The organism is Pedobacter sp. MR2016-19 (assembly GCF_014947265.1).
Lineage (GTDB): Bacteria > Bacteroidota > Bacteroidia > Sphingobacteriales > Sphingobacteriaceae > Pedobacter.
Map to the genome: position 1 here is coordinate 162,102 of NZ_JADCNK010000010.1, position 14,712 is coordinate 176,813.

Annotated in this window: 12 protein-coding genes; 6 read left to right on the top strand and 6 right to left on the bottom strand. The window is 36.9% G+C overall.

Annotation, left to right across the window (positions count from 1 at the left end; translation table 11 throughout):
- Positions 1–92: 92 nt before the first annotated feature.
- The 4 genes from IM793_RS14785 to IM793_RS14800 form a co-directional block, all read right to left on the bottom strand.
- On the bottom strand, positions 93–503 hold the full coding sequence (locus IM793_RS14785; RefSeq protein ID WP_193422599.1) for a hypothetical protein: 411 nt from the start codon (positions 501–503) through the stop codon (positions 93–95).
- A gap of 171 nt (positions 504–674) precedes the next feature.
- A complete protein-coding gene (gene gldC / locus IM793_RS14790) occupies positions 675–1,010 on the bottom strand; it encodes a gliding motility protein GldC (protein WP_121282622.1) in 336 nt (111 codons plus the stop codon).
- 164 nt (positions 1,011–1,174) lie between these two features.
- Positions 1,175–1,447, bottom strand: coding sequence for a hypothetical protein (locus IM793_RS14795; protein ID WP_193422601.1), 273 nt, complete (start codon positions 1,445–1,447; stop codon positions 1,175–1,177).
- A gap of 98 nt (positions 1,448–1,545) precedes the next feature.
- Positions 1,546–2,892 (bottom strand): DEAD/DEAH box helicase, encoded by a 1,347-nt coding sequence (locus tag IM793_RS14800; protein WP_193422603.1) that lies wholly within the window; start codon positions 2,890–2,892, stop codon positions 1,546–1,548.
- Between the two features lie 292 nt (positions 2,893–3,184).
- On the opposite strand from IM793_RS14800, the gene IM793_RS14805 reads away from it, so the two are divergent.
- The 3 genes from IM793_RS14805 to IM793_RS14815 all read left to right on the top strand — a co-directional run bounded on the left by IM793_RS14805 (position 3,185) and on the right by IM793_RS14815 (position 6,084).
- Positions 3,185–4,519, top strand: a complete 1,335-nt coding sequence (locus tag IM793_RS14805; RefSeq protein ID WP_193422605.1) for a dihydroorotase — start codon at positions 3,185–3,187, stop codon at positions 4,517–4,519.
- Positions 4,520–4,601: 82 nt separating this feature from the next.
- Positions 4,602–4,811 carry a hypothetical protein gene (locus IM793_RS14810; RefSeq protein ID WP_193422607.1) on the top strand — a complete coding sequence of 70 codons (210 nt, stop codon included), beginning with the start codon at positions 4,602–4,604 and terminating at the stop codon, positions 4,809–4,811.
- Positions 4,812–4,989: 178 nt separating this feature from the next.
- Positions 4,990–6,084 (top strand): DUF3810 domain-containing protein, encoded by a 1,095-nt coding sequence (locus IM793_RS14815; protein ID WP_193422609.1) that lies wholly within the window; start codon positions 4,990–4,992, stop codon positions 6,082–6,084.
- A gap of 41 nt (positions 6,085–6,125) precedes the next feature.
- Here IM793_RS14815 and IM793_RS14820 read toward each other — a convergent pair whose 3' ends face one another.
- Positions 6,126–6,707, bottom strand: coding sequence for a tRNA-(ms[2]io[6]A)-hydroxylase (locus tag IM793_RS14820; RefSeq protein ID WP_193422611.1), 582 nt, complete (start codon positions 6,705–6,707; stop codon positions 6,126–6,128).
- Between the two features lie 150 nt (positions 6,708–6,857).
- Here IM793_RS14820 and IM793_RS14825 point away from each other — a divergent pair, with 150 nt between their 5' ends.
- The 3 genes from IM793_RS14825 to IM793_RS14835 all read left to right on the top strand — a co-directional run bounded on the left by IM793_RS14825 (position 6,858) and on the right by IM793_RS14835 (position 11,881).
- On the top strand, positions 6,858–8,093 hold the full coding sequence (locus IM793_RS14825) for a glycosyltransferase (RefSeq protein ID WP_193422613.1): 1,236 nt from the start codon (positions 6,858–6,860) through the stop codon (positions 8,091–8,093).
- Positions 8,094–8,244: 151 nt separating this feature from the next.
- Positions 8,245–10,725, top strand: coding sequence for a TonB-dependent receptor (locus tag IM793_RS14830; RefSeq protein ID WP_193422615.1), 2,481 nt, complete (start codon positions 8,245–8,247; stop codon positions 10,723–10,725).
- A 4-nt stretch (positions 10,726–10,729) separates the two neighbouring features.
- On the top strand, positions 10,730–11,881 hold the full coding sequence (locus tag IM793_RS14835; RefSeq protein ID WP_193422617.1) for a PepSY domain-containing protein: 1,152 nt from the start codon (positions 10,730–10,732) through the stop codon (positions 11,879–11,881).
- 35 nt (positions 11,882–11,916) lie between these two features.
- Here the strand turns inward: IM793_RS14835 and IM793_RS14840 are convergent, their stop codons facing one another.
- Entirely contained in the window at positions 11,917–14,652 is a 2,736-nt protein-coding gene (locus tag IM793_RS14840) for a TonB-dependent receptor (protein WP_193422619.1), read from the bottom strand.
- Positions 14,653–14,712 lie beyond the last annotated feature (60 nt).

A 14,712-nucleotide genomic window follows, 5' to 3' on the forward strand; every position in this document is an offset into this window, starting at 1 on the left:
AAGATTTTATTACTTATTCACCTCCAGATGCTCCTTCTTAAAGCTGGTGGCCAATAAAATCACGGCTACCAGCTATTCCCTAAACTATTCTATTAAATGAGCGAAGGTTTTACCTCTAATTGCGACCTCTTAACACTGAAAAGCATAAATACAACACCTACCAAAAGTACAATCCAGCCCCATTGGAAATGAACAACTTTACCGATAAGTTTATTTGCGAAGCCATATTTAGTGTAATTGTTTGCTGTAAAATAAACAGCAACTACAGCTAAAACATACCAGATAGCCATTACAAAACTCATAAACCTAAAGGCCCCTACTTTTCTGATAAATAGAACCAATACCGAAATGGCGATAATGGCATAAGTAATCAAAAACAAACGCGCATCTGATTGATACAAGTTCCAATTGCCTTTAATGGGCACTTTTAGCATGGGGCAGAAACCTGCAATAACGCATAACAAAATGCCTAACCAGGCCCTGAATTTATTTAATACTAACATAGTTAAAAATGATTACACTGATTTTAACGATTCCACTGATTGGTAATTGTTTGTAATGGAAGTTAATGGTTTAATCGCTAACTTACCTGGTATTTTTTAATGACTAATGACTAATGACTAATGACTAATGACTAATGACTAATGACTAATGACTAATGACTAATGACTAAACTACTGCCCTTCAATAATCCCCATCTTATCTGCAAAGTGGGCACAGTAATCGCGTAAATCTTCAACAATTAAAGTTTCATTTGTGGCTTTTAAAAAGCTGTCGGCCATGGTTTGCAAAGTTTCGTAGAAGAAACGTTTCATCTCATCAACAGGCATATCCTTTGTCCAAAGATCTATCTTTAGGGTATTCTTATAATTGTGGTCCCAAACTGATAAAAACATCGCCTTTGCAGGTACTTTATCAGCATTACCAGAATCTGTGCTTTCCCAAAGTATGTTATCCGGGTTATTGCCTTCATCTAACTCAACGGTTATTTTTATTTCTGCTTTTTTCATTTTTTAATTTGATTTCACCGATTAGTGGATTACACCGATAAATTGATTCACTGATTAAAGGTTATCGGTTTATTTTTAACGGATGCAAAGATGATTAATTAATTTGATTCCACAGATGAGTAGATTACAATGATTAACATTGACGGGATATTTTTACGGTTTAATTACGCTACCTTTTGCAAGATTAACATTAACACGGCCGCAATAACGATAAAAATCAATTCAACAATCCAAATTCTTTTAATATCCTTTAGAGTAAAGCGGAAAATCATATCTGTAATAAAGGTTACCACAATTAAACAGCCCAATATAAGGAGATAAAAACCATCCATATTTACATGACGTGGTGCTGTACTTTTTTCCGAAAAGAGATTTACAACCACCAAGCCCAAACCAATGGCACTTACAATATTTAAAGGCGTAATCCTAAAGTTCATCTGTGTTTATTTATTTGTTTTCAATTGTCAGATGGAGCCTTTGACAATTGAAATAATTATTTAGAAAATTAATAATTATTTTAATTGTGTCGGGTTCATTACTTTTTCTTATCGAATTTTTTGCCTTTTTTAAAACTCTTTACCTGTTTACCAGCCTTTGCTTTGGCTTTCTCCCTCACCTTTTTTTCTATTGCCGCAGCATGTTTTTTCTCGTGGAAAGCCCCTTGAAAATCAGGATCTTCCTTACGTTTCTGCATATCGATTTCTTTTGCAATATGCTGGCGCTCTTCGTAAGGGGTTTCATCAATGAATACACCTTCCGGAATTTCGGCCACAGGAATATATTGGCGAATCAATTTTTCGATCTTGCGGATATAATACTTTTCGGCATCAGTAGCAAGGGTAATTGCATCACCTTTGGCAAAAGCCCTGCCGGTACGGCCAATACGGTGTACATAATCTTCAATAATAATCGGCACATCGAAATTGATCACATGACTCACATCACTCACATCAATACCCCTACTCGCTACATCTGTAGCCACCAGTACCCTGATATTACCTTCTTTAAAACTATTTATAGAGTTAATCCTGGTGTTCTGTCCTTTGTTGGCATGGATTACACGAACATTTTCAGCACCATACCTACGTTCAATAAAACTGAAAATATTATCGGCAACCGTTTTGGTTTTACAGAAAATAATCAGGCGATTAAAAGTCTCATCATTTTTCAGTAAATGCTGCAATAGGTTAATTTTCGTTTTGAAATTCGGAACGTAATATAAAGTCTGCGTTACATTTGCAGCAGGGGTTGCCTGTGCAGATGCCTCAATTACAAGCGGATTATTCAGGAAATCGCCGGCAATTTTCTGGACCAAGTCGCTCATTGTTGCCGAGAACAACAAATTCTGACGTTTACGTGGAACAATCTCCAAAATCCGGTGGATAGAGCCAATAAAACCCATATCCATCATTTTATCAGCTTCATCCAACACCAAAAATTTCAAACTCTGTGTGTTAATATCGCCGGCTAAATACAAATCCAAAAATCTTCCCGGCGTAGCAATCAAAATATCAACGCCCTTTGCAATTTGCTCTTTCTGCGTTTTCGGACCAATTCCGCCGAAAATCACTAAAGAACGTAAATCGGTATAAGTAGAAAATAATTTCACCTGTTCTGCAATCTGCATGGCCAGTTCGCGTGTTGGCGACAAAATCAGTGCTCTTGGATGATCGCCCTGAGCATATTTCAACTGCATTAAAATTGGCAAAACAAAAGCAGCGGTTTTTCCTGTACCAGTTTCAGCAATACCGAAAATATCCTGTCCAGATAACACTGGAGCGATTGCTTTTTCCTGTATCGGCGTGGCAACGGTGTAACCTGCATCGGCAACTGCATTTAAAATTTGCCTGTTTAACTTAAATTCTTCGAACGATTTTGCCATAGCGCACAAAGATAGTGATTAAGGTTGAGGGTTTGAAGGTATAAGGCAGAAGCTTTCAGTCCGATGTGGAATCCAAACTCCTTTTTTTCAACATCAGGAGTAAAGCAATTTCAGTAATTTTTCGGTCGCAGCAGCCCTGCTATCCGTTTTACTCCGTTACACTACGTGCCCACTGCTATCAGGTTTATTTAACCTAAAACAGTAGCATTAAACATAATTTCCCATTACCACAGCATCAAAATCTTGATACCTGATACTCGCTACTTAACACTAAATTACTACCTTTGAAACCATGAATACTTACCTGATAAAAGCTGCGACAATTGTAAACGAAGGACAAAAAATTGTTGCTGATGTATTGATAAAAGATGGATTAATTGCCAAAATCGGTCAAAATTTATCTGCACCTGATGCCCAGGAAATTAATGCAGAAGGACAATACCTTTTACCAGGGATGATTGACGATCAGGTCCATTTCCGCGAGCCGGGATTAACCCATAAAGCCGATATTTTTACTGAAAGTATGGCTGCAGTAGCCGGAGGGATTACCTCTTTTATGGAAATGCCCAATACGGTGCCCAATACCCTAACTCAGGATTTATTGGCTGATAAATACGAAATTGCTTCCCAAACCTCATTGGCCAATTACTCATTTTACATGGGTGCCAGTAACGACAATATTGAAGAAGTTTTAAAAACCGATCCTAAAAATGTTTGCGGAATTAAGGTTTTTATGGGTTCATCAACCGGGAATATGTTGGTTGACAATGAAAAAACCTTAGAAAATATCTTTAGTAAAGCGCCAATATTGGTAGCTACGCATTGCGAAGATGAAGCAACCATCCGCCATAACATGACCGAATTTAAAGCCAAATATGGCGATGACCTCACGATTGATATGCATCCTTTAATCCGCAGTGCAGAGGCTTGTTATAAATCATCATCATTAGCGGTCGAACTGGCAAAAACTTACCAAACGCGTTTGCATATCCTGCACATTTCTACAGCAAAAGAAATAGCCTTATTTGATAATATCACCCCGTTAAAGGATAAAAAAATTACGGCAGAAGCTTGTGTACATCACCTTTGGTTTAACGATAAAGATTATGCTTCAAAAGGAAATTTCATTAAATGGAATCCTGCTGTAAAAACCGAAGATGATCAAAAAGGTGTGCTTAAAGGCGTTCTTGAAAATTATATTGATGTGATTGCCACAGATCACGCCCCACATACATTGGAAGAAAAGCAGCAGCCTTACGCTCAAGCTCCATCTGGCGGCCCGTTGGTACAGCATGCCTTGCCAGCATTATTAGAAATGCATTTACAGGGTAAAATTTCTTTAGAAAAAATTGTCGAAAAAACGGCTCATAACCTGGCTATCTGTTTCGATATTGAAAAACGTGGGTTCATCCGCGAAGGCTACTGGGCAGATTTAGTGCTGGTAGACCTCAAAGATTCATGGAAAGTAACCAAATTGAATAATTTCTATAAATGTGGCTGGAGTCCGTTTGACGGAGATACTTTTCAGGCAAGTATTACACATACCTTTGTATCAGGCAACTTGGCTTACCAAAATGGCAAATTCACGACCGATCAGATCGGAAAACGTTTGACATTTGTGAGATAGATTTGTTATATTTGTTTAGCTTAAGAAATTAGCAATGACAGATTTACAGTTATTTTCGGACATTTCATCCCTCCCTTCAAACATGAAGAAGGAGGTCTCTGATTTTGTTGCTCAGTTGAAAGAAAAAGCGAAGAATAGAAATGTAATTTCTGACAACAAAGTTGAAGAGCCTGCTGTAAAATATGGCACAAAATTTTCAGATCTTTTATTAAATAGCCCAGTATTTTCTGAAACACAAATTCAAAAAATCGATGAAGCAAGAAAATCAATAAATGAATGGCGAACCAAATAATAATGGTCGATACCTCTATTTTATATTTAGTTCCTTAACAACGTTTTTTGAGGTTATGGTTTCCTGGGAACTTAGAAAAGATGGTTTCGAAAGAAAAGCAAACCAGCAATAATTGTTAAGACCGATATTTATATTTGTTATCCTGATGATAGTCGTTATTTTTAGCAGGTAATATAAAATGCGAAAAAATAAATCTATCTATTCAAAATTCATTGCAGTTTTAATAATTGCTTTGCTGATCTACCTTTTTGGCTTCATCCCTACCCTTGTCCAAAAATATTATTCAACAGGTTTTTATCCTTCCATTTCTTCAGCCTTGAGGTTTGTATCTTCTCTGTTTCCATTTGCTATTGGAGATATGATATATGTTTTACTTATTGGCTTTGTACTTTATAAAATCGTTAGATTTTACAAAAGGCGAAAATCACTAAAAAAGCAGGATAGAATTATTGTTCCCTTACAGATTTTAAACTTTTTCTTAATTCTCTATATTATTTTCAAAATCGTATGGGGTTTAAATTATAGCCGACCAAGTATTAGCGAAGAGTTAGGAATTGGCAACGAAAAATATAATGTTAAAGAATTAGTTGTTCTCGGCAATTATTTCGTTGATAAAACCAATGCCTTAAAATTGAGGCAAAATGAAGTACCCGCTTACACGGTTAATGAGCTCGAATCTAAATCTGCAGCTGCTTACTCATTTATGGAGAAAAAAAACTCAGTATTCAGATATTCCAATCCTTGCTTAAAATCGGTTTTAAATTCATGGATCATCAGTAAAATCGGCATCGAGGGTTATTATGCACCGCTTTCTGGCGAAGCTAATATGAATATGAATCTGCCTGACTTTGTAAAACCTTATGTAAGCTGCCACGAAATCGGGCATCAACTCGGTATTGCTTACGAAGATGAAGCTAATCTTCTAGGTTACCTGACCGCAAGTAACAGTCCTGACGTGAATTACCAATATTCTGCCAATTATGAAATGTTGCGGTATATCTTATTCGAAATCCGGATGAAATCACCAGAGGACTATAAATTACTTTATTTAAAACTTTCACCTCGGGTTTTAGCTGATTTTAAAATTGAAAAAGAATTCTGGAGAAAATACAATGGTGATATGTTCGGTTATATGGATGCCGCTTTCGATCGTTTCTTAAAACTGAACAACCAGAAAAAAGGTATCGATAGCTATCAGGATATAGTTATTTGGCTGTGGAATATTTATAAGTCGGAAAGTCAGGGGCCCGAAAGTCAGAAGATCAAGCGATAAATACCTCCATCATCCATTTCCCATAAAACATCTTACATCATTTACCCGTGTATCGCTTCTTTAGTTCCGAAACTTTGAATCAATTCTCCTTCAAAATCCAGCCATTCTTTCCAGCGTTTATCTACATCCACATCGGTACTGTATTTACGTGCAAAATTTAAAAATGTGGTATAATGCCCGGCTTCCGAAACCATTAACTCGTGGTAAAATTTAGCCAGTTCCAGATCTTTAATATTTAACGAAAGTACCCTGAAACGTTCGCAACTTCTGGCTTCAATCATTGCAGCAAACAATAACCTGTCAATAAAAGCCATATTCCGGCTTCCGTCTTTTTTACTGAATTTCACCAAACGACCAACATAGTCATCTTTCCGCTCGCGACTTAAAGTATAACCCCGTTTTTTTATAATTTCAATGACCATCTGGAAATGCTGCATCTCTTCAATAGCAATCGCTGTTAACTCATCTACCAGATCCTGATGTTCTGAATTTTGAGTTATTAAGGTAATGGCATTGGTTGCCGCTTTTTGTTCGCACCAGGCATGGTCAGATAAAATTTCTTCTAAATTCGATTCTGCAATATTTGCCCAACGTGGGTCTGTCAATAATTTTAATCCTAACATGTGGTGGTGTAATTGAGCTGCAAAATTAGGAATATTTAAGATACGTTTATATATCCAGCAGATTTAGTGGATAATCGCAGATCCAGATTTTAATCTACGAAAATCACATTTATCTGCGGGAGCAAAAAAAAAGAGCTTATTTTGTAGAAAATGAGTAGAAGCGTAAAAAAATTATTGATTATTGGATTAGTCTGGCCCGAACCCACTTCATCGGCAGCGGGAACACGGATGATTCAACTGGTCGATTTATTTTTGAACAAAGATTACGAAATCACTTTTACCTCTGCAGCATCAAAAAGCGATTTCAGTTATGATTTCACACAAACTCCTGTTATTGAGCAGCAAATAAAGCTGAATGATGAAAGCTTTAATTCATTTTTAAAAACACTAAACCCTGAAATTGTCATGTTCGACCGTTTTATGGTTGAGGAACAATATGGCTGGCGGGTTCAACAGGAATGCCCCAATGCATTAAGGATTTTAGACACTGAAGATTTACATTGCCTGAGAAATGCCCGCCAGCAAAGCGATAAAAAAAAACAAGTTTTAGATTTACTTTCAGATACGGCTAAAAGAGAAATTGCTTCAATTTTAAGATGCGATTTATCTTTAATCATTTCGGAAGTGGAGATGGATATCCTGAAAAATCAATTCAAAATTGATGCTTCACTGATTTATTATTTACCATTTCTGGAAAAAGAAATCAATCAGCAAGTGATCGAAAAATGGATTCCCTTTGAAGATCGGGCAGATTTTGTTTTCATTGGCAATTTCCTTCATGAACCCAACTGGAATACCGTTCAGGTCTTAAAAACCAAAGTCTGGCCTAAACTCAGAAAAAAGCTTCCAGGTGCAAATTTGAATATATTCGGATCTTATGCCTCACAAAAAGTGCTGCAACTAGATAATAAAGGCGAAAAATTCTTAATTAAAGGAAGAGCTTTAGATGCTAGGGAAACTATTGCCAAACACAGAATATTACTTGCCCCTATTCAATTCGGTGCGGGTGTAAAAGGTAAGTTTATCGATGCCATGCAGGTTGGCACGCCGTCGGTAACTACATCTGTTGGCGCAGAAGCCATGAAAGGTGATTTAGATTGGAATGGTAGCACTGAAGATGATCTGGAACTTTTTATCGAGGAATCTGTAAAACTTTATCAGGATAAAAATGCCTGGCAAGTTGCACAGCAGAACGGTATACAAATCATTAACCAAAGATATTCAGCAAAATATTTTGCTGATCAGTTCATTAAAGAAATCGAAAGATTAGCTTCAGATCTAACTACACACCGACAAAATAACTTTTTCGGACAGATATTAAATCATCACACGGTACTGAGTACAAAATACATGAGCTTGTGGATTGAAGAAAAAAACAAGAAATAGTCTATTTGGATATCTTATATCTTACCGACCACTCATCTTCCCAACTCACAAAAGCCTCCAATTATTTTATTTTCCTTTTGTAACATTTCAGAAATATATTAGATTTGCGCATTATTTAAAATAAGTCTAAATAAAAACCAAACAAATTTCAATGTCTAATCTTTATAAGAAACTGTTATTTCTGATTGTTTTTACGGGTATTTATGCCCTTGCCTCGGCCCAGGAAGTGGTAACCATTAATGGTAAAGTAACCGATGAATCCGGTGAAGTGATCCCTGGAGTTAATGTATATGCTGATCATGGAAATGAAAAAACAATCACCGATCAAAAGGGAAATTTTAATTTATCTGTGAGCAAAACCACATCGACAATTAAATTCAGCTATGTTGGTTACATCACTACCAGCAGAAATATTAATCTGAATCGTGATAAAATCACTTTGAATGTGAGCTTATCTCCCACAAAATCAGATTTACAACAGGTTGAAATAACCGGCAGGAAAGAAAAAACCTATAAAAATACCGCCACATTTATTGGAAGTAAATCAGAAATTTTATTAAAAGATTTACCACAATCGGTTTCTTATGCAAGTAAGGAATTGATTGCAGATCAGGGTGCTGTACGGGTTGGTGAAGTGGTCAAAAACTTTAGTGGTGTAAATCAGTTCACATTCTACGATGACATCACTATCCGTGGTTTCAGAATTAATGGCGGTAGCAATACCCAGTTAATTAATGGCATGCGTACCAGCACTGGTTTCTGGAAACAGCCTCTGGCCAATTACCTGGAGCGTGTTGAAGTATTGAAAGGCCCCTCATCAGCACTTTATGGCAATGCGAGTCCGGGTGGTGTGATTAACCGCGTAACCAAAAAACCTTTGGCAGAAACCCGTAAATCACTAAGCCTTTCTATGGGAAGTTACAACACTTTCCGTGCACTTGCCGATGTAACAGGACCTGCAAACAAAGATAGTACATTGCTTTATCGCTTAAACTTTGGTTATGAGGATGCCAATTCATTCCGCGATTTACAATTTGACAAAAATATAGTTATTGCGCCATCACTCACGTTTTTACCTTCAAAAAACACCAGTTTAAATTTCGACCTGGTTTACAATGATTCAAAAAGTCGTTTAGATCGTGGACAATCCGTTTTTGGAAATGGAAACTTGTATTCTACGCCACAATCAACTTCACTAAATACAGGGAACGATCGGCTGAATGAGAAAACTTATAATGTTGCACTCTCGTTAAATCACCGTTTCAGTGATAACTTCAATTTTACAGCTTCTTACATGAAGACAGGATACAGCGAAGATTTGTATGAGCACAGAAGTGCCAATGCCTATGCTTTAGATGCGACCGGAAAACCAGTAGATAATCTAATCGCCATGCAAATTTTTAATCGTATCCGAAAAAGGTATATTGATAACTTCTCAGGCTTTATTAATTATAAAATAAAAACTGGAAAAATTGAGCAAACCATTGTAGCCGGATATGATTTTGCCAGTGAAAAACTTCCGGTTGGCGCTTCCCAACTAACGGCCAACAACTATCGTAATGCAGCAAATACTGGCGCGATCAGCTTTGTGAAGTCAGACTACGATAAGGATCCAACCAATTATATCAAGCGCTTCCTTGTGGTAAATAATTTGCTGGTACCGAATGTACCATCTTTCAACCTGAATGACGTAATGGGATCACAACGCATGCAGGATGATAGTAAAAACTTTTTTACCCAGGCTGCTTATGACCCAACCTACTATTTTCTACATGCTGGTTACGTACAAGACAATATCAAATTTGGCAAATTACAGGCCCTGCTGGGTTTACGATATGAATATTATACAGATTTTGACAACTACCTTAAACCGACTGAAGCAAAAGCACACTCTAAAGCATTACTACCAAGATTTGGTTTAGTTTACTCAGCCACAACAAACATTAACCTTTACGGAACTTACGTAATGGGTTATACGCCACAAACTGCTTCAGCAATTTCCAACCCAAATGCTGGCGGACCATTTGATCCTTTAAAAAGCAATATGATTGAATTTGGTGCAAAAACGAGTTGGCTGGATGATCACTTAACAGCCTCTGCAGCTATTTACCAGATTAAACAAACCAATGTGCTTTATCCTGCAAATATTGCCGGCCAACCAGATCTTTTACGTTCCGTAGGCGAAGAACGTTCAAGAGGGATTGAATTCGATGTTATTGGCCGCATTATTCCTCAATTGAGCATATTGGCTTCTTATTCTTATAATCAGGCAATGATTACAGATAGTCCTGTTGCATCAGAAGTTGGTATACAGAAACCAAATGCACCTCATCATACCGCCAATATTTGGGCGAAATATAACTTTACTGATGGTATTTTGAAAGGATTAGGCATTGGTGCTGGTTCAAATTATGTAGATTCCAGAATTTTATCTTTGAATTTTAATCAAACGATTCCAAGCTATACTTTATTCAATGCTGCACTTTATTATAATGTTGGTAAGGTACAAGTACAGTTTAACATGAATAATATTACGAATAAAGTGCACTGGGTTGGCGGGTACGATTACTTAAGACTTTTCCCGGGTACACCATCAAATTATTTATTTACGTTAGGTTATACTTTCAATTAAAATCTTGAAAAAATTTAAAAAAATAGCCGCTTTTATACACCTGTGGCTTGGCCTGATTAGTGGTGTTATCATTACTATTGTAGCCTTTACAGGCTGTATATATGTTTTTGAAGAGGAGTTGTTTAATTTTTTCCATCAGGATATTGTTTATACAAAGGCAGCGGGTAAACCATTGCCTTTGTATATTTTAGAAGAAAAGGCACAGAAGGCACTTCCTGCTGATGAAAAATTTAATCGTGTAGAAGTAAAATCAGATCAGTACGCTTATATATTTTCAGCTTCTAAAGCCAATAAAAAGGCTAAATCAATTTTTTATCTTGGTCAGGTAGTGTATAGTAAAGATGTGTATATTGATCAGTTTAGCGGTAAGGTTCTCGGGGTTATTGATCTTAAACATGAATTTTTCAGTATAGTAAGACTGATTCATCAATATTTGCTATTTAAGAAGCCTATTGGGAGTTTTATCGTAGGCTCTTCTGTCCTCATGTTCTTAATGATTATTATTACAGGCTTTATCATCTGGCTTCCTAAAAAGCTAAAAAACATCAGACAACGCTTAACAGTAAAGTGGAATGCAAGGTTTAAACGACTTAACTGGGATTTGCACAGTACGTTTGGTTTTTATGTGATTCCATTTGCCTTGGTAATCGTTATCACTGGCCTGGTATGGTCATTTAAATGGTGGGAACTGGGCATTTACAAGTCATTAGGCACAGCTAAAAAGCCGGTTCTGTTAAGAGAATATGTACAATCTCCGGCTGAACATAAAAATAGCTTAGCCAGTAACCTGGCCTTAAATACGCTGATCAGATTAAATAAAGGGAATTACAAAGCGATCCTGCTAAATTATCCTGAAGACGAAAAAGCAAGTATGATGGCTACCGTTCAGATCATTAATTCGGGAGATGCCTGGCGGGGATTAAGTTATTTCTACTTCAATCCAAATACGGGTTCGCTTACGGATCAAATGTTACATCAGAATAAGCCATTAGGTTTAAAATGGCGCAATTCAAACCTTGATATTCATGATGGTGGCTTATTTGGCTGGCCTACTAAGATACTCGCATTTATCGCTGCATTAATTATTGCAACCTTGCCCACTACCGGATTTTTGATCTGGTGGGGGAAAAAGAAAAAAAAGAGGCTTTTGAACTGATCAAAAGCCTCTTTATCACTTATGTTCAGTTCCTTTTAAAAGTTAAAAGCCAATTTGGTAAAGAGTTTCCGACCATTAAAACCCATCTGAACCGCATCCCATGCACCACCTGTTTCACCATCGTAGGCAGAAAGTTTTGCGCCTTGTACGTAACCATAATCAGGATGAATATTAAATACGTTATCTGCACCAAAAAACACCGTCACTTTTTTCGAGATTTTGTAAGAAGCATAAACATCAGTAACCATTTTGCCTGAATAATTAAACTGTTCTAAAACCGTTTTGCTTGGATCATTATCCAGTTCAACCAATGGTGGATAAGTGTTTGCATAACCATAACCTAAAATCGAAATTTTGCCATAGTATAGAAAATGCGTTCCAACCATCCAATTACCAAACCCATAATCTAAGTTTAAGCCCAGTTTTACAGGAGGAGCAGATGCTTTAATATACGCTTGCTCCCTGTCACTAAAAAATGCCTGCTGATTTTCATAAGAACCATTTAAAGCATTCGGAATGTTAATTTTATCAATATTTAAATGATTTAAGTTTCCGGTAAATAAGACCTTAATACTTTTATTGTCAAAGCGCTTAGTATAATCTACAACTAAATCCAATCCATAATTTGTGGTGTTAACTGCATTTGCAAAAAATTGTGCCTGTGATACATTCAATTGATTTAATATCGGCTTCAACGCTGGAATACTTTCATCAAACTGACCAGATAATACCACCCTGTCTTTAATATTAATGCGATAACCATCGAGGGTTACCGTAATTTCAGAAACTGGTTTCCACGAAAAGCCTAAACTTGCATTAACAGATTTTTCTTGTTTCAGATCAGGAATTCCGGCTGCTTTTGTAATTGGACTGTAGTTCGGCGCGATTTTGACCTCGAAAACCTTGCCTCCCTGCACGTTTGTAAAAGTATTGCTGAAATTAATTTGTTGTAGTGATGGTGCACGAAAACCTGTACTTATTGATCCGCGAACATTAAAATTGTTTGTTAATTTATAACGGGTCGCAAATTTGTAATTACTGGTGAAGCCAAAATCATTGTAATTTTCTGCCCTAACAGCAACACCTATAAGCCACTTATCGGTAGCATCCAATTCTGCATCAACATAAGCAGCAACATTAGATCGGCCTGCGTTAACTTCATCGCCTGGCTGATAACCCGGAAAACCTTGAGAACCTGTAGCTTTATCTGGGTTATAGTTAGAATACGAATCTTTTTCTCCTGCATAAATTTTATAGTTTTCATATCTATGCTCTAAGCCAAAAGCCAAATTCAAACCGGAGGCAACAGTTGGAATTGCCTTACTTAAATTAAAGTTGACTGTATTTTGCAAAAATGAAAAACCCCCATCATCAAAATGAGTTTTACCGGCACCAAGAGAAGCATTAAATGTTTGATCGCCATAAAAATGGAAATTATTACGTCCCAGTGTATTGCTTAAATCCCAGTTCCAATCTTTACCCCAGATCCCTTTTACACCTGCTGCAAAGGATAAATCCTGGATCTTAGTCTGGATGATCGGATCAAAATAAGTTTCTCCGTCTATTGTGGTTTGTAAAATAGGATTTCCGGCAACTCCGTCAGGAAAACGTTCAGGCCGCTCTGATAAATTTCTGGTATACGCATAAGCATCAGAGGCTTTTACATTACCTCCGCCAAATGAATAAATGACTGTTTTTGTATTTGCAATTGGCAATTCCATATTATACATTAAACCACCGGAGGTTACCGATCCATCACCAGTAGATCTCCTCACCGTATTAATAGGTAAACCATCTTTGGTACTTAAATCTGTATTCAGATTTTGCCTGAACGTTTTTCCATTAGCAAAAAAGTTTCCGGAGAAATTAATAAAACCATCATGCTTACCCAGTGCAACACCATAATTGGCACCTAAAGAAAATGCGTTCCCATCAATTGCACCACCCTGGCGATACTGCCCCAGTTCTTTAGCATAATGGGTGTTGTTTCTTGGATCATAATAACCTGAATACCCTGTATTAACACTTAAAACGCCAACATCCTTTTTCAATATTAAGTTAATTACCCCTGCAATTGCATCCGATCCATATTGTGCCGATGCACCATCGCGTAAAATCTCAACACGATCTATCGAAGATTCCGGAATCGCATTTAAATCTGTTCCTGAATTTCCCCTACCCCGGGTTCCGAATACTGCTACAAAGGCTGTTTGGTGACGGCGTTTGCCATTTACCAAAACCAATGTCTGATCTGGCCCCAAACCTCTAAGCGTAGCCAAATCTATTTGATCTGCACCATCTGATCCGCTTTGTTTGTTAAAATTAAAAGACGGTGAAGCAGCATTTAAAATTGAAGTTAAATCCATTTTTGCAGTAGGCATGTTCACCTGATTAATCTTGATCACATCAACAGGAACAGACGTAAGAATAGAAGAGCGGCCTTTACCACGGCTTCCAACCACCACAAAATCGCCAAGATTTTGTGCACTTTCCGATAAAATAATTGTTAAAGGTCCGGTTGTTGTTACTACTTCTCTGGTTTCATATCCAATAGCACTGACAACTAAGGTTCCTTTATCAGAAACTGAAATCTGAAAATCTCCATTCTGATCGGTAACAGTACCCTTTCCTGTACCTTTCTCCTTAACAGAAGCTACTATAATTCCTTCTCCTTTCAATGTTGCAACCTTACCCTTTATTATATTTTGCGCAAAAGAGCTTATTGGGAGTAAATAAAGCCCAAACAATACATAAAATAGCTGTTTTTTCATATTAATTTAGATAAATGTACAGGCAATATAAATATTGTAGCGATAATTTTCATATAAAAA

Excerpts from the sequence above, each read along its gene's own strand:
- IM793_RS14785 (WP_193422599.1), bottom strand. The coding sequence starts at position 503 with ATGTTAGTATTAAATAAATTCAGGGCCTGGTTAGGCATTTTGTTATGC.
- gldC (WP_121282622.1), bottom strand. The coding sequence starts at position 1,010 with ATGAAAAAAGCAGAAATAAAAATAACCGTTGAGTTAGATGAAGGCAAT.
- IM793_RS14795 (WP_193422601.1), bottom strand. The coding sequence starts at position 1,447 with ATGAACTTTAGGATTACGCCTTTAAATATTGTAAGTGCCATTGGTTTG.
- IM793_RS14800 (WP_193422603.1), bottom strand. The coding sequence starts at position 2,892 with ATGGCAAAATCGTTCGAAGAATTTAAGTTAAACAGGCAAATTTTAAAT.
- IM793_RS14805 (WP_193422605.1), top strand. The coding sequence starts at position 3,185 with ATGAATACTTACCTGATAAAAGCTGCGACAATTGTAAACGAAGGACAA.
- IM793_RS14810 (WP_193422607.1), top strand. The coding sequence starts at position 4,602 with ATGAAGAAGGAGGTCTCTGATTTTGTTGCTCAGTTGAAAGAAAAAGCG.
- IM793_RS14815 (WP_193422609.1), top strand. The coding sequence starts at position 4,990 with ATGCGAAAAAATAAATCTATCTATTCAAAATTCATTGCAGTTTTAATA.
- IM793_RS14820 (WP_193422611.1), bottom strand. The coding sequence starts at position 6,707 with ATGTTAGGATTAAAATTATTGACAGACCCACGTTGGGCAAATATTGCA.
- IM793_RS14825 (WP_193422613.1), top strand. The coding sequence starts at position 6,858 with ATGAGTAGAAGCGTAAAAAAATTATTGATTATTGGATTAGTCTGGCCC.
- IM793_RS14830 (WP_193422615.1), top strand. The coding sequence starts at position 8,245 with ATGTCTAATCTTTATAAGAAACTGTTATTTCTGATTGTTTTTACGGGT.
- IM793_RS14840 (WP_193422619.1), bottom strand. The coding sequence starts at position 14,652 with ATGAAAAAACAGCTATTTTATGTATTGTTTGGGCTTTATTTACTCCCA.